This is a genomic window from Pseudomonas sp. SZ57 (assembly GCF_009495975.1).
GTDB classification, from domain to species: domain Bacteria; phylum Pseudomonadota; class Gammaproteobacteria; order Pseudomonadales; family Pseudomonadaceae; genus Aquipseudomonas; species Aquipseudomonas syringae.
Window position 1 is genome coordinate 72,873 of the sequence record NZ_WIBD01000028.1, and the last position, 21,779, is coordinate 94,651.

General features: G+C 60.9%; 19 protein-coding genes and 1 riboswitch. Of the genes, 6 read left to right on the plus strand and 13 right to left on the minus strand.

Going from position 1 to position 21,779, the window contains the following annotated elements; genetic code table 11:
- Nucleotides 1-146: 146 nt before the first annotated feature.
- From GE543_RS22635 to GE543_RS22645, 3 genes are all read left to right on the plus strand, one after another.
- Entirely contained in the window at nucleotides 147-2,021 is a 1,875-nt protein-coding gene (locus tag GE543_RS22635; RefSeq protein ID WP_153222427.1) for a flavin monoamine oxidase family protein, read from the plus strand.
- Nucleotides 2,022-2,377: 356 nt separating this feature from the next.
- Nucleotides 2,378-2,926 (plus strand): cytochrome b, encoded by a 549-nt coding sequence (locus tag GE543_RS22640; protein ID WP_011266415.1) that lies wholly within the window; start codon nucleotides 2,378-2,380, stop codon nucleotides 2,924-2,926.
- A gap of 28 nt (nucleotides 2,927-2,954) precedes the next feature.
- Nucleotides 2,955-3,533 (plus strand): YceI family protein, encoded by a 579-nt coding sequence (locus tag GE543_RS22645; RefSeq protein ID WP_153222428.1) that lies wholly within the window; start codon nucleotides 2,955-2,957, stop codon nucleotides 3,531-3,533.
- A gap of 424 nt (nucleotides 3,534-3,957) precedes the next feature.
- On the opposite strand, the gene GE543_RS22650 is transcribed toward GE543_RS22645, so the two are convergent.
- The 3 genes from GE543_RS22650 to ahcY form a co-directional block, all read right to left on the minus strand.
- Nucleotides 3,958-5,847: a DEAD/DEAH box helicase gene (locus GE543_RS22650; protein ID WP_003316710.1), complete on the minus strand. Its 1,890-nt coding sequence runs from the start codon at nucleotides 5,845-5,847 to the stop codon at nucleotides 3,958-3,960.
- A 311-nt stretch (nucleotides 5,848-6,158) separates the two neighbouring features.
- Complete coding sequence (metF, locus tag GE543_RS22655) at nucleotides 6,159-7,004, minus strand: methylenetetrahydrofolate reductase [NAD(P)H] (RefSeq protein ID WP_003346344.1); 846 nt, start codon at nucleotides 7,002-7,004, stop codon at nucleotides 6,159-6,161.
- A gap of 189 nt (nucleotides 7,005-7,193) precedes the next feature.
- Nucleotides 7,194-8,603, minus strand: coding sequence for an adenosylhomocysteinase (gene ahcY / locus GE543_RS22660; RefSeq protein ID WP_153222429.1), 1,410 nt, complete (start codon nucleotides 8,601-8,603; stop codon nucleotides 7,194-7,196).
- 23 nt (nucleotides 8,604-8,626) lie between these two features.
- A riboswitch (S-adenosyl-L-homocysteine riboswitch) is annotated at nucleotides 8,627-8,737 on the minus strand.
- A gap of 220 nt (nucleotides 8,738-8,957) precedes the next feature.
- On the opposite strand from ahcY, the gene GE543_RS22665 reads away from it, so the two are divergent.
- On the plus strand, nucleotides 8,958-9,353 hold the full coding sequence (locus GE543_RS22665; protein ID WP_003414326.1) for an acyl-CoA thioesterase: 396 nt from the start codon (nucleotides 8,958-8,960) through the stop codon (nucleotides 9,351-9,353).
- A 184-nt stretch (nucleotides 9,354-9,537) separates the two neighbouring features.
- Here the strand turns inward: GE543_RS22665 and otnI are convergent, their stop codons facing one another.
- From otnI to alaC, 7 genes are all read right to left on the minus strand, one after another.
- Nucleotides 9,538-10,323, minus strand: a complete 786-nt coding sequence (gene otnI, locus GE543_RS22675; protein WP_046236024.1) for a 2-oxo-tetronate isomerase — start codon at nucleotides 10,321-10,323, stop codon at nucleotides 9,538-9,540.
- A gap of 22 nt (nucleotides 10,324-10,345) precedes the next feature.
- Nucleotides 10,346-11,803 (minus strand): GntP family transporter, encoded by a 1,458-nt coding sequence (locus GE543_RS22680; RefSeq protein WP_003414329.1) that lies wholly within the window; start codon nucleotides 11,801-11,803, stop codon nucleotides 10,346-10,348.
- Nucleotides 11,804-11,938: 135 nt separating this feature from the next.
- The gene (locus tag GE543_RS22685; RefSeq protein ID WP_096120527.1) at nucleotides 11,939-12,577 is read right to left on the minus strand and encodes an aldolase; all 639 of its coding nucleotides are present in this window, start codon (nucleotides 12,575-12,577) and stop codon (nucleotides 11,939-11,941) included.
- Nucleotides 12,577-13,866 carry a 3-oxo-tetronate kinase gene (gene otnK / locus GE543_RS22690; RefSeq protein ID WP_153222430.1) on the minus strand — a complete coding sequence of 430 codons (1,290 nt, stop codon included), beginning with the start codon at nucleotides 13,864-13,866 and terminating at the stop codon, nucleotides 12,577-12,579. The genes GE543_RS22685 and otnK overlap by 1 nt, the downstream gene beginning before the upstream one ends.
- Nucleotides 13,867-13,876: 10 nt before the next feature.
- Entirely contained in the window at nucleotides 13,877-14,782 is a 906-nt protein-coding gene (gene ltnD / locus GE543_RS22695) for an L-threonate dehydrogenase (RefSeq protein ID WP_003346353.1), read from the minus strand.
- A 225-nt stretch (nucleotides 14,783-15,007) separates the two neighbouring features.
- The gene (locus GE543_RS22700; protein WP_002551717.1) at nucleotides 15,008-15,463 is read right to left on the minus strand and encodes a YkgJ family cysteine cluster protein; all 456 of its coding nucleotides are present in this window, start codon (nucleotides 15,461-15,463) and stop codon (nucleotides 15,008-15,010) included.
- Nucleotides 15,464-15,636: 173 nt separating this feature from the next.
- Nucleotides 15,637-16,845 (minus strand): alanine transaminase, encoded by a 1,209-nt coding sequence (gene alaC / locus GE543_RS22705; RefSeq protein ID WP_003392250.1) that lies wholly within the window; start codon nucleotides 16,843-16,845, stop codon nucleotides 15,637-15,639.
- A gap of 337 nt (nucleotides 16,846-17,182) precedes the next feature.
- Between alaC and ilvD the strand changes: the two genes are divergently transcribed.
- Both ilvD and GE543_RS22715 read left to right on the plus strand, forming a co-directional pair.
- Nucleotides 17,183-19,030, plus strand: a complete 1,848-nt coding sequence (gene ilvD / locus GE543_RS22710; protein WP_004409347.1) for a dihydroxy-acid dehydratase — start codon at nucleotides 17,183-17,185, stop codon at nucleotides 19,028-19,030.
- Nucleotides 19,031-19,200: 170 nt separating this feature from the next.
- On the plus strand, nucleotides 19,201-19,569 hold the full coding sequence (locus tag GE543_RS22715) for a hypothetical protein (protein ID WP_153222431.1): 369 nt from the start codon (nucleotides 19,201-19,203) through the stop codon (nucleotides 19,567-19,569).
- Between the two features lie 42 nt (nucleotides 19,570-19,611).
- Here the strand turns inward: GE543_RS22715 and GE543_RS22720 are convergent, their stop codons facing one another.
- The 3 genes from GE543_RS22720 to rdgB are packed head-to-tail and all read right to left on the minus strand — an operon-like array spanning nucleotide 19,612 to nucleotide 21,749.
- Complete coding sequence (locus GE543_RS22720) at nucleotides 19,612-19,935, minus strand: DUF3392 domain-containing protein (RefSeq protein WP_003414337.1); 324 nt, start codon at nucleotides 19,933-19,935, stop codon at nucleotides 19,612-19,614.
- 9 nt (nucleotides 19,936-19,944) lie between these two features.
- Nucleotides 19,945-21,159, minus strand: a complete 1,215-nt coding sequence (gene hemW / locus GE543_RS22725) for a radical SAM family heme chaperone HemW (RefSeq protein WP_153222432.1) — start codon at nucleotides 21,157-21,159, stop codon at nucleotides 19,945-19,947.
- Nucleotides 21,156-21,749: an RdgB/HAM1 family non-canonical purine NTP pyrophosphatase gene (gene rdgB, locus GE543_RS22730; protein WP_003422453.1), complete on the minus strand. Its 594-nt coding sequence runs from the start codon at nucleotides 21,747-21,749 to the stop codon at nucleotides 21,156-21,158. Before rdgB ends, hemW begins: the two co-directional genes overlap by 4 nt.
- Nucleotides 21,750-21,779 lie beyond the last annotated feature (30 nt).

Here is a 21,779-nt window from a genome sequence, read left to right on the forward strand (position 1 = left end):
GCCCGGCTGCGGAACAACCTTTGATGCAGTTTTAACGGCCGATGGACATTGCTGGCGGCTATTTGATGGCTCGCGTATCCTGCGCAGCGAGTCGATGTGTCGGGCTGACTTGCCCTATCTTCCCTATGTTTTCTGGAGTTCGCCGAATGCTTTCTGGTTGGCTGCGCGCGTGTGCGCTGATAGTGGCAGGGTTGGTCAGCGTTTCGACGCTCGCCGATGAAAAACAACGAACCGCCATTGTCGTCGGTGGTGGTCTGGCAGGTTTGACTGCCGCCTACGAACTGCAGGCCAAAGGCTGGCAGGTGACGGTGCTGGAAGCCAAGCCGAGTCTGGGCGGACGCTCCGGTCTGGCGACCAGCGAGTGGATCGGCAACACCAAGGCTCAGCCTGTGCTGAACCGCTACCTGGACAGCTTCAAGCTGCCTACCGTGCCTGCGCCTGAATTCGTGCGCACGCCCAGCTACCTGATCGACGGCGTGTACTTCACCCAGGCTGACCTGGCCGTCAAACAGCCGGCGACCGCCGAAGCCATCAAGCGCTACAACGACACGCTGGATAACCTCGCGCGTTCGGTTGATGACCCGGAAAACCCGGCGTCCAACAGCACGCTGTTTGCGCTCGACCAGATCAACGTCGCCAACTGGCTGGACCGCCTGAACCTGCCTGTCACGGCGCGTCAGTTGATCAATCAGCAGATCCGTACCCGCTACGACGAGCCTTCGCGCCTGTCGCTGCTGTACCTCGCCCAGCAATCGCGGGTGTATCGTTCGGTCGACGAGCGTGACTTGCGTGCTGCACGCCTGCCCGGTGGCAGTGCGGTGCTGACCCAGGCGTTCGTCAAGCAACTCAAGACCGTCAAGACCAACTCGCCGGTGACGGCAGTCATTCAGGAGAAGGACAAGGTCACGGTCAAGGCTGGCGCGACCAGCTATACCGCGGATTACGTAGTGATGGCCGTGCCGTTGCGTTCGCTGGGCAAGATCCAGATGACGCCTGCACTGGACGCGCAGCACATGGGCGCGATCAAGAGCACCAACTACGGCTGGCGCGACCAGATCATGCTCAAGTTCAAGACTCCGGTCTGGGACAGCAAGGCGCGCATGTCCGGTGAAGTGTTCAGTAACACCGGTCTGGGCATGTTGTGGGTAGAGCCGGCGCTTAAAGGTGGCGCCAACGTGGTCATCAACCTGTCTGGCGACAACGCGCGCATCATGCAGGCCTTCGGTGACAAGCAGATGGTCGATCAGGTGCTGATCCGTCTGCATGCGTTCTACCCTGAGGCACGCGGTGCGTACACCGGCTATGAAATCCGCCGCTACAGCGTCGATCCGTCCACCGGCGGTTCTTACCTGGCGTTCGGCCCCGGTCAGATCAGCAAATACTGGCGCCTGTGGGAACGGCCGATTCTGCGTGTAGCCTTTGCTGGCGAGCACACCGACACCTTGTACCCCGGCACTCTGGAAGGCGCCCTGCGCAGTGGTCAGCGTGCAGCCGGTCAGGTGCAGGATCTGGCCGCTGGCAAGTCGTTCGAACCGGTCAAGGTTGCACCGCCGAAAGCACCGGCCCCTGCTTCGCAGAAGTCCGAAGGTAATTTCTTCAGCAATCTGTTCGGTGGTTCCTCCGACAAGCCAGCTGAACCTGCCAAGCCGCAGACTGACAAACCAGGCTTCTTCTCGCGCCTGTTCGGTGGCGGTGAACAACCGGCTCCGGCACCTGCTCCGGTAGAGAAAGCTGTAGAGCCTGCTCCAGCGCCTGTACCGGCTGCCGCTCCGGCACCCGTGGTTGCGCCGGCTGTCCAGCCTGCCAAACCGCCGGTAAAAGCCGAGCCAGCGAAGAAACCAGCGACCAAGGCCGAGCCTGCGAAGAAAGTGCAGAGCAAGGAAGCGGCCAGGAAAGAAGCGGCTAAAAAAGAGGCTGCGAAGAAGGAAGCGGCGAAAAAAGAGGCCGCGAAAAAGGCTCAGAGCAAACCGGCTCCAGCCAAGACCCCTGCTGACGCCTCGCCTGCAGACGCCAATAACTGACCGTCCGATGGCTGACTGAAAGGGATGCGGTTCATACCGCATCCCTTTTTTTATGCGCGCTCGATTCGTTCTATCCCTGTGATAGCCCTTGCCGGGCCTGATCGTGCCGTTCATCGGTATCGAAAGGCCGATGGTCATTACAACGTGTTACTGACGGCAAATTATCGGGATGCTGCTGCAGCGCGGACAGCCTGACACCGCTGAACAGAGGTTCAGGTGTTGAGGGAAGCAACAGAATCGAGGTACGAACTGCCCACCAGACCTATCGTATTGTTCGATACGTCCGAGCGAAATTTTGAGCTTTCATTCGATAGATAAAAAGCTAGTCTGGTAACACTTCTGACAAGGTACTGGTAATGCAGCTACGTAATTCATCCTCTCGCTACGGTCTGGTCAGCATGGTGCTGCACTGGGGTGTGGCTGCTGTCGTGTTTGGAATGTTTGCGCTGGGGCTGTGGATGGTCGGGCTGGATTACTACGATACATGGCGCAAGGCGGGCCCTGATCTGCACAAGAGCATCGGCATCACGCTGTTTGCGGTCATGTTGATCCGCGTGGTCTGGCGTCTGCTTAGTCCGCCACCGCCGCCGTTGACCAGCTACAGTAAGTTGACGCGCATCGGTGCCGCATTCGGCCATCTGTTTTTGTACGTCGCACTGTTTGCCGTGATGTTCGCCGGGTATCTCATTTCCACCGCCGACGGCGTGGGGATTCCGATATTCGGCCTGTTCGATGTGCCCGCGCTGGTTTCGGGCCTTCCTGATCAGGCAGAAACGGCTGGCTGGATTCACCTGTATCTGGCCTGGGTCATCGTGATATTCGCGGGGCTCCATGGTCTTGCTGCATTGAAACACCACTTCATCGATCGCGATGTGACCCTCAAGCGTATGCTGGGTCGTAATTGATTGTTCAACCAAAAACGGGAAGAAAAGCATGTTGAAGAAGTCTCTCGCCGCTCTGGCTCTGGGTACCGCACTGTTGTCTGCTGGCCAGGCCATGGCTGCCGACTACGTTATCGACAAGGAAGGTCAACACGCATTCGTTGACTTCAAGATCAGCCACCTGGGTTACAGCTTCATCCACGGTACCTTCAAGGACTGGAGCGGCACGTTCAGCTTCGACGCTGCCAAGCCTGAAGCCAGCAAAATCAATGTCGATCTGAAAACCGCCAGCCTGTTCACCAACCACGCCGAGCGCGACAAGCACATCTCCAGCAAGGATTTCCTGGACGTTGGCAAATACCCGCAAGCCAAATTCGTTTCCACCGCTGTCAAATCGACTGGCGAGAAAACGGCTGACGTCACTGGCGACCTGACCCTGCACGGCGTGACCAAGCCAATCGTCATCAAGGCAACCTTCAACGGCGAAGGCAAGGATCCGTGGGGCGGCTACCGTGCCGGCTTCAACGGTACTTCGACGCTGAACCTGAACGACTTCGGCATCAAGGGCCCAGGCCCGACGTCGCAGACGCTGGATCTGGACATCAGCTTCGAAGGCGTACAGAAGAAGTAATTGCACGCTTGATCGACAGAACGCCGACCCTTGGGTCGGCGTTTTTGTTGGTGCTGCCCAGGATCGAACGCAGAGCGTCCAAGGCTGCGCTACTACGCGGAGCGCTTATCTTCATATACAAGCCCTGAAAAGCTCGGAGGACGGCGCTTTCAGGTTTCTGCCCGCAGGGCGTGGGAGCGGACCGGGCGACGCTTCGCTTGTTCGCGAAAGGGCCTGTATATTCACCGAAAATGCATCGTCTGAGCTGAAGCCTTCGCGAACAATGCGGATCGCCGCCCCGGTCGCTCCTACGGCCTTCGGCCAGAATCAAAAACAGATTTAAGTATACGCAGAGTGCGGGAGCGATCATCTCGCACGACGATCATCGATACAACAAACAAAAACGCCCCGAACAGGTCGGGGCGTTTTTAGTGTTGCGTTGCTGTCAGCTGTCGCGGTTGCGGGTCAGCAGGGCCGGTTTTTCACCGCGTGGACGGCTTGGCAACTGGTCCAGTTGCTCGGCAGACGGGAAGCGGTCGATCTTGGATTCCTTGTGCACGATCTTCGGCTGAGGCTGGCCGTCGCGGGGTGCGCGTGCGACTGGCTCCTGACCTTCACGTGGCAAGGGTTGCTCTTCACGTGCCGGGCGACGGCCACGTGGCTGACCATCACGCGAGCGGGGTGCCGATGAGCCCGAGCCGTTGCGCTTTGGCGCGCCACTGCCGGAGCCGTTGCGCGCACCACCGGCAGGGCGACCCGGATTGGCCGGGCGAGCAGCGCCGCCAGCGGCCGGTGCGGCTGCGCCAGGCGCGGCAGCAGGGCGACGACCACGGTTCTGGCCTTTGCCCTGATAAGGACTGACGTAGTCAGCGCGGTTGCCGAAGTTGTCTACTTCATCGTCACGGAACTCGTCAGGGGCACGATCGGCTGCCGGACGCGGTGTGGCGGGTTGCGATGCACGCTGTTCGCTGCGAGGCGTGCCCTCACGAGGTTTTTTTTCGCGTGGCTGCCTTGCAGGGCGTTCGCCAGTGGCGGAGGCAGCAGCAGGTTTTTCCTTGCCTTTATCCTTGCCCTTGTCGCGACGACCACCGTTGTTCTTGTCGCCATCGCCACGTGCAGGACGTGCGCCACGCGAGTTGCGAACATCCGGACGCTCACGCACTTCAGGCTTCTCAGCCTCGACTGCAGTGATGTCGAAGCCCATCAGGTCGCCGTCGGCGATCTTCTGCTTGGTCATGCGCTCGATGCTTTTGAGCAGCTTCTCTTCGTCCGGCGCAACCAGCGAAATGGCTTCACCGGAGCGACCGGCGCGGCCGGTACGACCGATACGGTGAACGTAGTCTTCGTCGACGTTGGGCAGCTCGAAGTTGACGACATGCGGCAACTGATCGATATCCAGGCCGCGTGCGGCGATATCGGTCGCGACCATGATGCGTACATCACCTGCCTTGAAGTCGGCCAGTGCCTTGGTCCGGGCGTTCTGGCTCTTGTTGCCGTGGATCGCGACAGCCGCAAGGCCATGCTTGTCCAGGTACTCGGCCAGACGGTTGGCGCCGTGCTTGGTGCGGGTGAAGACCAGCACCTGTTCCCAGGCACCGACGGTAATCAGGTGCGCCAGCAGCGAACGCTTGTGGTTGGCTGCCAGGCGGAAAACCCGTTGCTCGATACGCTCGACCGTGGTGTTCGGCGGCGTGACTTCGATGCGCTCGGGGTTGTGCAGCAGCTTGCCAGCCAACGACGTGATGTCATTGGAGAAGGTAGCCGAGAACAGCAGGTTCTGACGCTTGGCCGGCAGCCGCGCGAGGACCTTCTTGACGTCATGCACGAAGCCCATGTCGAGCATCCGGTCTGCTTCATCGAGCACCAGGATTTCGACGTGGGACAGGTCGACACTGCCTTGACCGGCCAGGTCGAGCAGGCGGCCAGGGCAGGCCACCAGGACGTCCACACCACGGGACATGGCCTGAACCTGAGGGTTCATGCCGACGCCGCCGAAGATGCAGGCGCTGACGAATTTCAGGTCGCGGGCATAGAGCTTGAAGCTCTCGTGCACCTGTGCGGCCAGTTCGCGGGTCGGGGTCAGGACCAGAACGCGTGGTTGACGCGGGCCGTGACGCTGGGATTTGTCCGGAACACCATTGGGAAACAGCCGCTCCAGAATAGGGAGGGCGAAACCACCGGTTTTACCAGTACCGGTCTGTGCCGCAACCATCAGGTCGCGACCTTGCAACACGGCGGGAATGGCCCGCTGTTGCACGGGGGTAGGCTGGGTATAGCCCGCTGCCTCGATGGCGCGGACTAAAGCCTCGGAGAGACCGAGGGAAGCAAAGGACATGAGTAATCCTGTTCTGTTGGAGCTTAAGCTCAAGGGATGTCTTGCCTGGCGCGAATGGCGTGTAAAGACAACGCGATCCCGTCCGGTCCTGCCGGGTCTTCAGTGCATTCCGTGACGTCTGCGCTTGATGAAAATTGCGCTGTTGGCGTGAACGGATGACGATTGCAAGACCGGGCGTCCGGGCGTAAGCCTGGCGGAAAGGCTGGAGTATAACAGAGCGAGCGCAATACGCCGCTTTCCTGCTGCCCAACGGTGTATGAGGCCGCGATCCCCCGGAAACTGCCGGTTGGATCGCGGTGCCGCAGCCGTTTTCAGCGTGGCAGTTGCAGGTTGTTCCACACCGCCAGGCTCGGTTCCGCCTGGTTCAGCGTGTAGAAGTGCAGACCGGGGGCGCCGCCTTGCAGCAGTCGTTCGCACATCTGCGTGATGACTTCTTCGCCGAACGCCTGGATGCTTTGCACGTCATCGCCATAGGCCTCCAGCTGTTTACGGATCCAGCGCGGGATCTCCGCACCGCAGGCATCCGAGAAACGCGCCAGCTTGCTGTAGTTGGTGATCGGCATGATGCCCGGCACGATCGGAATGCTGACGCCCATCTTCTCGACACGCTCGACGAAGTTGAAATAGCTGTCGGCGTTGAAGAAGTACTGAGTGATCGCACTGTCGGCGCCGGCATTGGCCTTGTTGACGAAGTGCTTGAGGTCGTCTTCGAAATTGCGCGCCTGCGGATGCATTTCCGGGTAGGCGGCAACTTCGATGTGGAAGTGGCTGCCGCTTTCCTGGCGAATGAAGCTCACCAGGTCATTGGCGTGACGCAGCTCACCGCTGGCCATGCCCATGCCCGAAGGCAGGTCGCCGCGCAGTGCCACGATGCGTTTGATGCCCGCATCCTTGTACTGCGCCAACAGGTTGCGCAGGTCGTCCTTGCTGTCGCCCACGCAGGACAAATGCGGCGCAGCAGGGACTTTGATCTCGTTTTCCAGCTGTAGCACGGTATTGAGCGTGCGGTCGCGGGTCGAGCCACCGGCACCATAGGTGCAGGAGAAAAAATCGGGGTTGTACGTGGCCAACTGACGAGCGACGGTCAGCAGCTTTTCGTGTCCAGCGTCGGTTTTGGTAGGAAAGAACTCGAAGCTGAAGCGGCGTTCTTGAGACATGGGGGAGGAGGCCTCCAGCTTTTAGCTGCAAGCTACAAGCTGCAAGAGGGCTGTATGCCTGGCTCCGCAGCCTCATGCTTACCGCTCACGGCTGTGTAATAACGATAAAGAAACGAGCGTCAAGCTCAAGCTGCAAACAAGAGAAATGCACTTGCTTGCAGCTTGAAGCTTATCGCTTGCAGCTATCTATCAATAGCGATAAGCGTCTGGCTTGAACGGGCCTTCGACGGTCACGCCGATGTAATCGGCCTGGGTCTTGGTCAGCTTGGTCACAACGCCACCGAAGCCGCGGACCATTTCCAGGGCCACTTCTTCGTCGAGTTTCTTCGGCAGTACTTCAACGGTCAGACGCTCGGCTTTCTTGGCCGGTGCCAGGTCGGCGTACTTCTGCTCGAAGAGGAAGATCTGCGCCAGAACCTGGTTGGCGAACGAGCCATCCATGATGCGGCTTGGGTGGCCAGTGGCGTTGCCCAGGTTTACCAGACGGCCTTCGGCCAGCAGAATCAGGTAGTCGTCGTTCTGTGCGTCGAACGAACCTGGGCCGGTACGATGGATCTTGTGAACCTGTGGCTTCACTTCTTCCCATGCCCAGTTCTTGCGCATGAAAGCGGTGTCGATTTCGTTGTCGAAGTGACCGATGTTGCACACCACAGCACGCTTTTTCAGCGCTTTGAGCATGTTGGAGTCGCAAACGTTGACGTTACCGGTGGTGGTCACGATCAGGTCGATCTTGCCCAGCAGGGCCTTGTCGATGCTCGCTTCGGTGCCGTCGTTTTCACCGTCGATGAACGGCGAAACCAGCTCGAAACCGTCCATGCAGGCCTGCATGGCGCAGATCGGGTCGACTTCGGTCACTTTGACGATCATGCCTTCCTGACGCAGGGACTGAGCCGAGCCCTTGCCCACGTCACCGTAGCCGATCACCAGCGCCTGCTTGCCGGACAGCAAGTGGTCGGTGCCGCGCTTGATGGCGTCGTTCAGGCTGTGACGGCAGCCGTACTTGTTGTCGTTCTTGCTCTTGGTCACCGAGTCATTGACGTTGATGGCCGGGATTTTCAGCTCGCCCTTGGCCAGCATGTCCAGCAGGCGGTGCACGCCAGTGGTGGTTTCTTCGGTGACGCCGTGGATCTTGTCCAGCATCGCCGGGTATTTCTTGTGAATGATCTCGGTCAGGTCGCCGCCGTCGTCGAGGATCATGTTGGCGTCCCATGGCTGGCCATCCTTGAGGATGGTCTGCTCGATGCACCACTCGTACTCTTCTTCGGTTTCGCCTTTCCAGGCGAACACAGGAATGCCGGCAGCAGCGATGGCCGCAGCAGCCTGGTCCTGAGTGGAGAAAATGTTGCACGACGACCAGCGAACTTCGGCACCCAGGGCAACCAGGGTTTCGATCAGTACGGCGGTCTGAATGGTCATGTGGATGCAGCCGAGAATCTTCGCGCCTTTCAGCGGCTGATCACCAGCGTATTTGCGACGCAGACCCATCAGGGCAGGCATTTCGGATTCGGCGATGATGGTTTCGCGGCGGCCCCAGGCGGCCAGGGAAATATCGGCAACCTTGTAGTCATTGAATTCTGTGGGCGTCATTACAGCACTCATTGAGAGTCTCCATTCCATAAAAATGCGAATGGGCGCCGTTGTGCGTTTAAGGTTTGCCGGTCGAGGATCGTCCTGGCAAACAACGCCCCATCCGAGCCTGACAGGGAAAACCTGCTGCAGCGCCCCTCGGACAGGTGGCGGGAACGGTATCAAGCGTAGATGACCGTTTTGAAACGTTTGGCAGTATAGCGGCGCTCGCGATTCTTCCCAAGGCTTTCTGTCGGTTTAAAGGCCATCCAATTGCCATCTGTCTGTAATAGGGTCGATGCACAGTCGCTATGACGCAGGCATGGGCGCGGGTCGCCGGCTCTGCCATCATGCAGCTATCCATCGGCCAGACGCTCAGGAGTGACCATGAATTTCCACACCCGCAAGTGGGTAAAGCCCGAAGACCTCAACCCCAACGGCACGTTGTTCGGCGGCAGCCTGCTGCGCTGGATCGATGAAGAGGCGGCGATCTACGCGATCGTTCAACTGGGTAATCAGCGGGTGGTCACCAAGTACATCTCTGAAATCAACTTCGTCAGTGCCTCGCGTCAGGGCGACATCATAGAGCTGGGCATCACCGCCACAGAATTCGGTCGCACCTCGATCACCCTCAAATGCCAGGTGCGCAACAAGATCACCCGCAAGAGCATTCTGACCGTCGACAAGATTGTCTTCGTCAACCTCGACGAAGACGGCCAGCCTGCGCCGCATGGCCGGACTGAAATCCGCTACATCAAGGACCAGTTCGACGAAGAGGACTGACGTTCAGGTCGCTGAACATCGGACGCGGAGCGTCCAGAACAGCATGCCCACGCGGAGCATGGGCACGATAGTGTTCTTGCGTAAACCTGCCGTGCATGGACACGACAGTTACAGAATGATCGTTCCTCACGCTCCGCGTGGGAATGCCGTTCATGACGCTCCGCGTCATCCATAAAAGCAGGGTTCAGCCCTTGGCTTGTAACGCGCGCAACCACGCCAGCCCCGCGCTGGTATCGCCTTTCGGGCGATATTCGCAGCCGATCCAGCCGCTGTAGCCCAGCTCGTCGATGACGTTGAACAGGTGCTCGTAGTTCAGTTCGCCCAGGTCCGGCTCATGGCGATCCGGTACCCCGGCGATCTGAATGTGGCCGATGCCTGCAAAGTCACGACGCAGTTTGCTGGTCAGGTCGCCTTCGACGATCTGGCAGTGGTAGCAGTCGAACTGCACTTTCAGGTTGTCGGCGCCCACCAGCTTGCAGATATCCTGCGCCTGATCCTGACGATTGAGGAAGAAGCCCGGCATGTCGCGGGTGTTGATCGGCTCGATCAGAATCGTGACGCCTGCGCCCTTGGCGTGCTCAGCCGCGAACGCCAGGTTTTCCAGGTAGACCGCCTGATGACGCTCACGCAAGCCTTCATTGGGCAGCAGGCCGGCCATGACGTGCACACGGTCATTGCCCAGCACCTGCGCATATTCCAGGGCCCGCTCGATACCGCTGCGAAATTCCGCTTCACGGCCCGGCAGCGTGGCAATGCCTCGCTCGCCTGCCTCCCAGTCGCCCGGCGGAGCGTTGAACAGCGCCTGCACCAGACCGTTGTCGCTCAGGCGCTGCTTGAGTTCCTGAGTGCTGTAGGCGTAAGGGAAGAGGTACTCGACCGCGCCGAAACCATCGGCAGCGGCTGCGGCAAAGCGCTCAAGAAAATCATGCTGCGGGTACAGCATGCTGAGGTTGGCGGCAAAACGAGGCATGTTAACTCCAGTCTTCAAAGGGTCAGACGAATGGCCAAAGCAGCAGGGTGATCACGAAGCCCAGTGTGCCCAGCAGCGTGACCAGTACGGTCCAGGTGCGCAAGCCGTCGGCGACGTTGAGGCCCGCCAGCTTGGTGAACATCCAGTAACCGGCATCGTTGATGTGCGACATGGCCAGACCGCCACCGCCCATGGCCAGACACAGCAGGGCCAGGTGATTGGCGCTCAGGTCCAGCGTTGCGATCAGCGGGCTGAGAATGCCTGCGGTGGTGACCAGTGCGACGGTGGTCGAGCCCTGAACGGCGCGCAGCAGCAGGGTCAGCAGGAAGCCCAGCGCGAGTACCGGCAGACCGGTGTTGCGCAGCGCTTCGGAAACCACGGCACCAATGCCGGTGTCGACCAGCACCTTGCCGAATACGCCACCGGCGCCGGCAATCAGGATCACCATCGCGACACCCGGCAAGGCCGAGCCGATCACATCGGACACCTGGGTACGGCTCCAGCCGCGACGCGAGCCCAGCAGCCAGGCGCACAGCAGGGTATCGATCAGCAGCGCAACCAGAGGCGCGCCCAGCACGGTCAGCACCGCGCGCAGCGTGGACGTGTCCGGCAACATGGTGGTGGCCAGCGTGCCCATCAGAATCAGCACGATCGGCAGCAGGATCAGCGCGATGATCAGTCCGAAACCCGGTGCGGGCGCGGGCGGCAGCTTGCTCGCCAGGCTGCTGGCGCTTTCTTCGACGCCCATGGTCCGGGTTTCGGTCGCTTCGCGCACAGCGGAATAATCATTGCGGGCCCAGGCTTCCAGGTCTTCGTTGGTGACATGCGGGCCATAGACCTCGGCGCGGATGTCATCGGTCATCGGGTAAGTCTTGCGGGTCATACGCCCCGCGACGAAGTAGCCGATCATGCACAGCACGGCAACGATCGGAATGCCCAGCATCAGCACCCGGCCCAGATCCGCGCCCAACTGGCTGGCGGCGGCGACAGCGCCAGGATGCGGCGGCAGAAACGCATGCACGGCGAGCAGTGCAGCGCACATCGGCAACGCGAAAATCAGCAGCGGCTTGCGTGCCGCACGTGCGACACCGTAGGCCAGCGGCATGAGAATGATCACGCCGACCTCGAAGAACACCGGAATACCGACCATGAAGCCGGCAACGGTCAGCGCCAGTGGCGTGCGTCTGTTGCCGAAGCGGTTGATCAGGGTCTTGGCCAGCGCTTCGGCCCCGCCGGACAGCTCGATGATGCGCCCGATCATCGCGCCCAGGGCGATGATGATCGCGATATGGCCGAGCGTCTTGCCCATGCCGCCTTCGATGGTGGCAACCAGGTCGGCCGGTTTAACACCGGCGACCAGCGCCACGATAATGCTGACCAGCATCAGGGCGACAAAGGGCTGGAATTTGTACTTGAGCACCAGAAACAACAGCAGTGCGATGCCCGCACCGGCCACGACCATCAGCATGAGCGGCGTCATGCCCGTGCACTCCGGTCAATGGCGGTAAAGACTGACAACGAAACAGCGGGGTAGGGGTGAGTCATGCTCTCGATTCCTGTTGTTATTGTTGTTCGACCGGGAGGCGCAATGCGCTCCCCGATCATCGTGTGTTCGTTACCACCTGGCGCCGAACACCTGACGCAGCTCTTCAAGCGCCGCCGGGGCCAGCGGTGCAGGTTTGGGGTTGCTCATCAGCCACAGACGGGCAGTCTCTTCCAGCTCCTCCAGGGCATAGCAGGCCTTGGCCACCGAGCTTTCCCAGACCACCGGACCGAGGCGCTCCAACATCACGCCGCGCACGCTGTTGGCCAGTTCCGCTACGCGCTCGGCGACTTTCGGCGAGCCCGGACGTTCGTAAGGGATCAAGGGGATATGCCCGACCTTCATGACCTGATACGGCGTCAGCGGCGGCAGAATGTCGTCCTCCTGCCACACTCCGGCCAGGGTCAGGGCGACCAGATGCGTCGAGTGCGTGTGCACCACGCCGCCGACCTGCGGGTTGCGGTCGTAGACTTCGCGGTGCAGGGCCAGGGTCTTGGACGGCTTGCTGCCGGATACCCATTCGCCGGCCAGATTGACCTTGGCGATATCGGCCGGGTCCATGCGGCCCAGGCAGGCGTCGGTCGGGGTAATCAGCCAGCCGTCGTCGAGTCGTGCGCTGATGTTGCCGGCGCTGCCCACCGTATAGCCACGGCCATACAGCAGACGGCCGACGTCGCAGATTTCCTGACGCAGTGCGTTTTCATCGATCATCAGGCAGCCCCCGCCAGTTGCTTGAGCGCCTTGGCGAAGAAGTCGCGCGCACCGAAGTTGCCGGATTTGAGGGCCAGGGCCAGCGGTTGTGCGCCGCTGCTCACCGTGGCCGGAACGCCCGGATCGATCTGTGCGCCGATCTGCAGCAACTGCACGCCCAGTGCCTGAACCACGGCACCGGAGGTTTCGCCACCGGCCACCACGAAACGGCGTACGCCTGCGTCCAGCAGCCCTTTGGCGATTTCACCAAGTGCGGCTTCGACCATGGCCCCGGAGCGTTCGACGCCCAGTTCTTTCTGCACGGCTTTGACTTCGTCCGGTGTGCTGGTGGCGTAGATCAATACGGTCTGCCCGGCATCTCTGGCAAAGGCCAGCGCCTGCTCGACCACTGGCTTGCCAGCGGCCAGATCCAGCGGATTGATGCGCAGCGCAGGGCGATCGGCTTCCAGCCAGGCCGCAACCTGACCATTGGTGGCGACCGATGCGCTACCTGCCAGTACCACTTCGCCGCCACTGATGGCGATGTGTTTGGCGGCATCGATGTCGCGCAGCTTGCCCGCCTTGCGGAAGTTGCCCGGCAGGCCCAGCGCCAGACCCGAGCCACCGGTCAGCAGCGGCAAGTCGGCGCAGGCTTCGCCCAGGGTGTACAAATCCGCATCCGACAGGGCATCGGCGATCGCCATGCTCACACCCTCAGCGCGCAGCTCGGCAATTCTGTTACGCACACCTTCGACGCCCTGGGCAATGCTGTCGTAGCGCAACAGGCCGACCTTGTGGCGGGTCTGCGCTTGCAGCACGCGCACCAGATTGGCGTCGGTCATGGGCGTCAGCGGGTGGTTCTGCATGCCCGATTCGCTGAGCAGCTGGTCCTGCACGAACAGGTGACCACGGAAGATCGTGCGACCGTTTTCCGGGAAGGCCGGGCAGGCGAGGGTGAAATCGCTGCCCAGTTGCTCCAGCAGTGCTTCGCTGACCTGGCCGATGTTGCCCGCGGCAGTGGAATCGAAGGTCGAGCAGTATTTGAAGAAGATCTGCTCGCAGCCGCGCTCGCGCAGCCATTCCAGAGCTGCCAGGGATTCAGCCACCGCGTCGGCGCTGGGCGTGGTACGCGATTTCAGGGCGATGACAATCGCGTCGGCGTCCAGACCGGCAGCCATCTCGGCGCTGGGGATGCCAATGCTCTGTACGGTGCGCATGCCGCCCCGCACCAGCATGTTGGCCAGGTCGGTGGCGCCGGTGAAGTCATCGGCAATGCAGCCCAGCAGCGGGCGAGCGTTATTCAGGCTCATCAGTCGCTCCTCAGGCTTTTTCTGGCTTGGCTTTCGGCAACTCGATGCCCGGGAAAATCTTGATCACGGCCGAGTCATCTTCACGACCGAAGCCGGCGCTGGACGCCTGCATGAACATCTGGTGCGCAGTGGCCGAAAGTGGCAGCGGGAATTTGCTGCCGCGTGCGGTATCCAGCACCAGACCCAGGTCCTTGACGAAGATGTCCACGGCCGACAGCGGCGTGTAATCGGCATTGAGGATGTGCGGCACGCGGTTTTCGAACATCCACGAGTTACCGGCACTGTTGGTGATCACTTCATACAGCGCGTCAGCGTCGACACCTTCGCGCAGGCCCAGAGCCATGGCTTCGGCGCTGGCGGCGATGTGTACGCCAGCGAGCAGTTGATTGATGATTTTGACTTTCGAGCCCAGACCGTGGACGTCGCCCAGGCGATAGACCTTGCCGGCCATGCCGTTGAGGATGGCTTCTGCCTTGGCGTAGGACTCGGCCGGGCCGGAGGTCATCATGGTCATCTGGCCAGCGGCAGCCTTGGCGGCACCGCCGGAGATCGGCGCATCGAGGTACAGCAGGTTCTGTGCGGCCAGACGCTCGCCCAGTTCGACGGCGAAGGTGGGCGCGACGGTGGCGCAACCGATGACCAGGCAGCCCGGACGCAACGCGGCAATGGCGCCGTTTTCGCCAAACAGCACGGTTTCGGTCTGCTCGGCATTGACTACGACTGTGATGATCACATCGCAGGCAGCGGCCATGCTGGCCGGAGAATCACAGGCAACCCCGCCTTCCTGAGCGAATGCTTCGGTCACGCTGGTGCGCACATCACAGGCATGCACAGTGAAGCCGCTACGCAGCAACGAGCGGGCAATGCCCAGACCCATCGCACCCAGGCCGATAACGCCAACGTTTTTGCCAGTCATGCAGTAATCCTCGAAGTCAGTGCCGATGCCTGTGAAGCCGACATTCGGACGTTATTGTTCTGATCTGTGAATCGGATAGTGAATCAATGAGTAAATAATGTGAAGTATTTTTATTTTTCACAAAATTTAACATCGATAGGCTTTTTCCATCGCGCACAAAAAAGCCCCTGTGCGGGGCTTGATTGAAAACCATGATGTTCGGCGTGCTGCGCCGTCTTTGACGAATCAGAATTTCGGCACTGGCGCGCTGGTGGCGTTTCTCAGTGAGCCGCTTTCCTGGCGCACGACTTCTTTGGGCTTGTACGCGCAATAACCGGGGCGCGGCCCGACTTTCGGGTGGTTGCGGCAGGTGTCCGGGCGCTTGTCATAGATGGTGCACAGGCGGCTTTTGCGGTCCAGGTACAGGCAGTCGTTGTTGCTCATGCGCTGCAAGGTGAAGATCTCGGACTTCTGGTTGTAGCGCTCGACGATGCCTTCTTTCTGCAGCCGCTTGGCGATGTTCTTCGCCGGGTCGCCGCGTTCGAACTCATCGACGATGCCGATGCGGATCAGGTCCTTGATCTTCACTTCTACCGGCAACGTGCAGCAACTGGACACGCAGCCCCCGCACATGTGGCTGGAGTATTTGGCCCAGGTGTCGATGCGATCGAGTTCTGCGGCGGCGATCAAGGTGGGTTTCATTTCAGGTCAGGCTTCCGGGTGTATCGGGGCGCGCGATCATACCGGTCTGCAGCGATTTGCAGAAATCAAAAATTGCCGAGGCGACTGTCGGTCAGGTGTGGGCAGGCAGTCGGCTGCAGAGTCCGCGCCTGCCGAGCGCAGTCGGTCAGCAGGCGCGGTGTCTCAGAAGGCACTCAGGACTTGAGCTTGTCGTCGGCCCTGAACATGCTGCGGATGCCACGAACGGCCTGGCGGATGCGGTCCTGATTCTCTATCAGGGCGAAGCGCACGTGATCGTCGCCGTACTCGCCGAAACCGATGCCCGGCGAGACACACACCTTGGCTTCGGCCAGCAGCTTCTTGGCGAACTCCAGCGAACCCAGGTGCGCGTAAGCCTGGGGGATCTTCGCCCAGACGTACATCGAAGCCTTGGGGTTCTCGACCATCCAGCCCAGCTCGTGCAAGCCCTTGACCAGCACATTGCGGCGCTGGCGATACTGCTCGGCAATGTCGAGCACGCATTGCTGGTCGCCTTCCAGCGCGGCAATCGCCGCCACCTGCAGTGGCGTGAAGGTACCGTAGTCGTGGTAACTCTTGATCCGCGCCAGTGCATTCACCAGCTCGGGGTTGCCGACCATGAAGCCAATCCGCCAGCCTGCCATGTTGTAGCTCTTGGACAGGGTGAAGAACTCGACGGCAATGTCCTTAGCGCCCGGCACCTGCATGATCGACGGGGCTTTCCAGCCATCGTAGACGATGTCGGCGTACGCCAGGTCATGCACCACCAGCACGTCGTACTGTTTGGCCAGGGCCACCACGCGCTCGAAGAAATCCAGCTCCACACATTGCGCAGTCGGGTTGGACGGGAAGCCCAGAATCATCATCTTCGGCTTGGGAATCGAGCCGCGAATGGCTTTTTCCAGTTCGTCGAAGAAGTCCACGCCTGGCACCAGCGGTACCGATCGCACCTGGGCGCCGGCAATCACGGCACCGTAGATGTGGATCGGGTAACTGGGGTTGGGCACCAGCACCGTGTCGCCCTGATCCAGCGTGGCGAGCATCAGGTGGGCCAGACCTTCCTTGGAACCAATGGTCACGATCGCTTCGCTTTCAGGGTCGATGTCGATCTCGTAGCGCTTCTTGTACCAGTTGGAAATCGCCCGGCGCAGGCGTGGAATGCCGCGCGAGGTGGAGTAGCCATGGGTGTCTTCGCGCTGGGCGACGGTGATCAGTTTTTCGACAATGTGCGGCGGTGTGGCCCCGTCGGGGTTGCCCATGCTCAGGTCGATAATGTCCTCACCGCGACGACGAGCAGCCATTTTCAGCTCGGCGGTGATGTTGAACACGTAAGGGGGGAGTCGATCGATGCGCGCAAAGCGGCGCGGCGAACCTTGGTCTGCCATGAGTATCTCGCGTACGTAAGCGCCCGGAACCGTCCGAGCGACGTGGCCACATGAGGCGGCCTGCCGAGGAAGATAGATGGGCTGATAGCCTTTTGTCCATCGGGATTTGCAACGCCGTGCCAAGACCGATATTCGGACCCCACCAAACCACCCGGCGGTGTAGAATCGGCGCTATTCATCGCCAGTCATCCCCGGCGGGTTTATGAGCTCAGGCCGAGTACACGGTGATCCCGTGGTGTTCGGTTTCTTCGCTGCCTGCGGTCACTGCCGCTCGTCCGCGACGTCAATAGAAGCTCACTCCCTTCCTGATCAGCCTTATTTTTGCCGGAGTGCTCCAATGCCTGATTACCGCTCGAAAACCTCCACCCACGGCCGCAACATGGCCGGCGCCCGTGCCCTGTGGCGCGCCACGGGCATGAAGGACGAAGACTTCAAGAAACCGATCATCGCCATCGCCAACTCCTTCACCCAGTTCGTACCCGGCCACGTCCACCTCAAGGACATGGGCCAGCTGGTCGCGCGTGAAGTCGAGCGCGCCGGTGGCGTGGCCAAGGAATTCAACACCATTGCGGTCGACGATGGCATCGCCATGGGCCACGACGGCATGCTCTATTCGCTGCCGAGCCGCGAGATCATTGCCGACTCGGTCGAATACATGGTCAACGCGCATTGCGCCGACGCCATCGTGTGCATTTCCAACTGCGACAAGATCACCCCCGGCATGCTGATGGCGTCGCTGCGCCTGAACATTCCGGTGATCTTCGTCTCCGGCGGGCCAATGGAAGCGGGCAAGACCAAGCTAGCCAGCCACGGCCTGGATCTGGTCGATGCGATGGTCATCGCCGCCGATTCGACCGCCAGCGATGAAAAAGTCGCCGAGTACGAGCGCAGCGCCTGTCCTACCTGCGGGTCGTGTTCCGGCATGTTCACCGCCAACTCGATGAACTGCCTGACCGAAGCACTGGGCCTGGCCCTGCCAGGCAACGGTTCCGCACTCGCCACCCACAGCGACCGCGAGCAACTGTTCCTGCAGGCCGGCCGCACCATCGTTGACCTGTGCCGTCAGTACTACAAGGAAAACGATGACTCGGTGTTGCCGCGCAACATCGCCAACTTCAAGGCGTTCGAGAACGCCATGACGCTGGACATCGCCATGGGCGGTTCGACCAACACCATCCTGCACTTGCTGGCGGCGGCTCAGGAAGCCGAGATCGACTTCGACCTGCGCCACATTGATCATCTGTCGCGCAAGGTGCCGCAGCTGTGCAAGGTCGCGCCGAACATCCAGAAGTACCACATGGAAGACGTGCACCGCGCAGGCGGGATCTTCAGCATCCTCGGCGAGCTGGCCCGTGGGGGGCTGCTGCACACCGACCTGCCGACCGTACACAGCAAGACCCTGGCTGAAGGCATCGCCAAATGGGACATCACCCAGACTGACGACGAAGCCGTGCACACCTTCTTCAAGGCAGGCCCGGCGGGCATCCCGACGCAGACCGCGTTCAGCCAGTCGACCCGCTGGGACAGCCTGGATGACGACCGTGAAAACGGCTGCATCCGCAGCGTCCAGCACGCCTATTCGCAAGAAGGTGGCCTGGCCGTGCTGTACGGCAACATTGCATTGGACGGCTGCGTGGTGAAAACCGCCGGTGTCGACGAGTCGATCCACGTCTTCGAAGGCAACGCGAAGATCTTCGAAAGCCAGGACAGCGCGGTGCGCGGGATTCTCGCTGACGAAGTCAAAGCGGGCGACATTGTCATCATCCGCTACGAAGGCCCGAAAGGCGGCCCGGGCATGCAGGAAATGCTCTACCCGACGTCCTATCTGAAGTCCAAGGGGCTGGGCAAGGATTGCGCGCTGCTGACTGACGGCCGCTTCTCGGGCGGTACGTCCGGCCTGTCCATCGGCCACGCCTCACCGGAAGCTGCGGCAGGCGGAGCGATCGGCCTGGTGCGCGACGGTGACAAGGTGCTGATCGACATCCCCAATCGCTCGATCAACCTGCTGATCGACGATGCCGAAATGGCTGAGCGTCGCGCCGAACAGGACAAGAAAGGCTGGAAGCCTGTCGAGTCGCGTCCACGCAAAGTGACCACCGCCCTCAAGGCCTACGCCCTGCTGGCGACCAGCGCCGACAAGGGCGCGGTGCGTGACAAGGCGTTGCTGGACAAACTGGTGCCGTAACGTTCGGCGACGCAGCGAAAACACCCCGCCAGTCGGGGTGTTTTTTTGTCCGGGAATCAGGGGTAGTGGTATTTCTGACAGGTTTCGAAGGGTTTTCAGACCTGTACAGTAAGCCAATGGCCGGTCAATTTTCACCACGTACGGCTTCAGCCTGCTTGAAGGAGAACTTGATGAAAACCCGATTTCTGACACTGACAGTGCTGATGAGCGTTTGTCTGGGAGCGTATGCGCTTGATCCAGCAGAGTCTGTCCAAGACGAGAAAGCGCCTGCTGCGGTGCCAGAATGTACTCAGGTCCCGGCGCCTGAGGCGACAGACGCATCTGTTCAGGTACGTAACAACACCCTGGTGGCTATCTATGTTTCACAGCCGGGTTCCAGACAGGCAACAGTCAATAGCAAATGCAACTGGGTCATTAATGACCTGTCCGCTGGTCCAATCAGCGTCAGACCTGTAAGCGGCACTTCAGGCATCAAATACGTGACCCTGACCCCGAAAAAAGGCACATGCGAATCAGCCAGTTGCCTCATCGTGCAGTAGCCGGATGGATGAGGTCGAGTCAGCCTTTGGCAAGTTATCGGCTCACTTCCTGTCCGCAATCACCCCGATCAGCACCAGTACCACCAACAACACCGGCGCCAGGCTGTAGTTGTTGAACTGGCTGAGGCCGCGAACTACCCACGGCGTGGCGTAGATCAGCGCCGCGCCGCTGCCCACGGCGCACAGCAGGGCGATGAGCGGGATGCGCAGGGCGCCGGTCATGCTGCTGATGCGCTGTTCCAGCCAGCCTTTGATGTCCGAGCCGAACAGCACCAGCAGGCAGCCCACCAGCGCGAGCGCGATTTCCGAGAGATTGCTGCGGCTCCAGCGCGAGACGGTGGCGAGCAAATCGAGTACGAAATCCATGCAGGGTCCTTAGATCAGAAAGTATTGCAGCAGGTCGTTGAGGAACAGCTGGCCTTGTGGCGTGGCGATCAGGCGTGTCGGGTCCTGGTGCAGCAACCCCTTTTGTTCAGCCTGTCGACGCGCCGCGGCCAGCGAATCGAGGCTTAGACCGGTTCTTTCGCGAAATAACGCAGCGTCCACACCATTTGTCAGTCGCAGTGCGTTCATCAGGAATTCGAACGGCAATTCATCGAGCGGCAATAGCTTGGAACCGGCCTGAAACGGCTTGTCCGGGTTCAGGTAATCCTTGGGCAGCCGGGTTTTCCAGGTGCGCATGATGCGCCCGTCCGGGTGGCTCAGCTTGCCGTGTGCGCCTGCGCCGATGCCGATGAAATCACCGAACGCCCAATAGTTGAGGTTATGCCGCGCCGGTTTCCCGGGCTGTGCATAAGCTGACACTTCGTATTGCGCGTAGCCATGAGTGGCCAGCAACTGCTGCCCGGTTTCCTGAATGTCCCAGAGAATGTCGTCTTCGGGCAGCACCGGTGGCTGATTCCAGAACACCGTGTTGGGCTCCAGGGTCAGTTGATACCAGGACAGGTGGGTCGGTGCGAGGGCAATGGCCTGGCGCAGATCGGCCAGCGCTTCGTCCTGGGATTGATCCGGCAGGCCGTGCATCAGGTCCAGATTGAAGTTGTCGAAACCGGCCTGGCGCGCCATGTCCGCGGCGCGAATCGCTTCGTCGCCGTTGTGAATGCGGCCCAGCGCCTTGAGTTTGGATTCCTGAAAGCTCTGAATGCCGATCGACAACCGATTGATGCCCAGACCGCGATAGGCGCTGAACTTGGCCTGTTCGAAGGTGCCGGGGTTGGCTTCCAGGGTGATCTCGATATCGCTGGCAAAGCGGATGCGCTGTTCGACGCCTTGCAGCAGGCGTCCCAACGCATCGGCGCTGAACAGGCTCGGCGTACCGCCACCAAAGAAGATCGATTGCAGCTCGCGGCCATAGACGTGCGGCAGATCAAGGTCCAGGTCGGCGAGCAGGGCGTCGACGTATTGCTGTTCCGGCAGCACCGGGCTGGCGGTGTGCGAGTTGAAGTCGCAGTACGGGCATTTGCGCACGCACCACGGAATATGGATGTACAGCGACAGCGGCGGCAGGTGCGGCAGTGCAGGGCGCGGGCTCTCTGACGAGAAGCCGCTCTCGCCGAGAAACAGCGGCTGCGCAGGCGAATCGTGGGTCATTGCAGACCCAGGCGTTGCCGCAACAGGACCATCGCGCGGGCGCGGTGGCTGAGCTGGTTTTTTTCGGTCGGGCCCAGTTCGGCACTCGAGCAGTTGCGCTCCGGCACCCAGAACAGCGGGTCATAGCCGAAGCCGTGCTCGCCGCTGGCGGCGTGCAGGATGCGCCCGTGCCACAGCCCCTCACAGAGGATCGGCAATGGGTCGTCGGCGTGGCGTACCAGCGCCAACACGCAGACGAACTGCGCACCACGCTGGTCGTCCGGTACGTCTTTGAGCGCCTCCAGCAGCTTGGCGTTGTTGGCGGCATCGCCCTGGCCATCGGCGTAACGTGCGGAATAGATACCCGGCGCACCGCCTAGAAAGTCCACCGCCAGCCCCGAGTCGTCGGCCAGCGCAGGCAGGCCGGACAGGCGCGCGGCGTTGCGTGCCTTGAGGATTGCATTCTCGACGAAGGACAGGCCGGTTTCTTCCGGCTCAATCAGGCTGAATTCGCTGACCGAGCGCAGCGTTACGCTGCCGCCGAGCATGGCCTGGAGTTCCTTGAGTTTGCCGCCATTGTGGCTGGCCAGTACGAGTTGTGTGAGGTTCATGGTTGGCCTGTCGTGGTGCATGAAAACGGT

Coding starts and splice junctions, on each gene's coding strand:
- hemW (WP_153222432.1), bottom strand. CDS start 21,159: ATGACCCACGATTCGCCTGCGCAGCCGCTGTTTCTCGGCGAGAGCGGC.
- GE543_RS22700 (WP_002551717.1), bottom strand. CDS start 15,463: ATGAAACCCACCTTGATCGCCGCCGCAGAACTCGATCGCATCGACACC.
- GE543_RS22720 (WP_003414337.1), bottom strand. CDS start 19,935: ATGGATTTCGTACTCGATTTGCTCGCCACCGTCTCGCGCTGGAGCCGC.
- ilvD (WP_004409347.1), top strand. CDS start 17,183: ATGCCTGATTACCGCTCGAAAACCTCCACCCACGGCCGCAACATGGCC.
- GE543_RS22635 (WP_153222427.1), top strand. CDS start 147: ATGCTTTCTGGTTGGCTGCGCGCGTGTGCGCTGATAGTGGCAGGGTTG.
- alaC (WP_003392250.1), bottom strand. CDS start 16,845: ATGGCAGACCAAGGTTCGCCGCGCCGCTTTGCGCGCATCGATCGACTC.
- GE543_RS22650 (WP_003316710.1), bottom strand. CDS start 5,847: ATGTCCTTTGCTTCCCTCGGTCTCTCCGAGGCTTTAGTCCGCGCCATC.
- GE543_RS22715 (WP_153222431.1), top strand. CDS start 19,201: ATGAAAACCCGATTTCTGACACTGACAGTGCTGATGAGCGTTTGTCTG.
- otnK (WP_153222430.1), bottom strand. CDS start 13,866: ATGAGCCTGAATAACGCTCGCCCGCTGCTGGGCTGCATTGCCGATGAC.
- GE543_RS22685 (WP_096120527.1), bottom strand. CDS start 12,577: ATGATCGATGAAAACGCACTGCGTCAGGAAATCTGCGACGTCGGCCGT.
- rdgB (WP_003422453.1), bottom strand. CDS start 21,749: ATGAACCTCACACAACTCGTACTGGCCAGCCACAATGGCGGCAAACTC.
- ahcY (WP_153222429.1), bottom strand. CDS start 8,603: ATGAGTGCTGTAATGACGCCCACAGAATTCAATGACTACAAGGTTGCC.
- otnI (WP_046236024.1), bottom strand. CDS start 10,323: ATGCCTCGTTTTGCCGCCAACCTCAGCATGCTGTACCCGCAGCATGAT.
- GE543_RS22665 (WP_003414326.1), top strand. CDS start 8,958: ATGAATTTCCACACCCGCAAGTGGGTAAAGCCCGAAGACCTCAACCCC.
- ltnD (WP_003346353.1), bottom strand. CDS start 14,782: ATGACTGGCAAAAACGTTGGCGTTATCGGCCTGGGTGCGATGGGTCTG.
- GE543_RS22645 (WP_153222428.1), top strand. CDS start 2,955: ATGTTGAAGAAGTCTCTCGCCGCTCTGGCTCTGGGTACCGCACTGTTG.
- GE543_RS22680 (WP_003414329.1), bottom strand. CDS start 11,803: ATGACGCCGCTCATGCTGATGGTCGTGGCCGGTGCGGGCATCGCACTG.
- GE543_RS22640 (WP_011266415.1), top strand. CDS start 2,378: ATGCAGCTACGTAATTCATCCTCTCGCTACGGTCTGGTCAGCATGGTG.
- metF (WP_003346344.1), bottom strand. CDS start 7,004: ATGTCTCAAGAACGCCGCTTCAGCTTCGAGTTCTTTCCTACCAAAACC.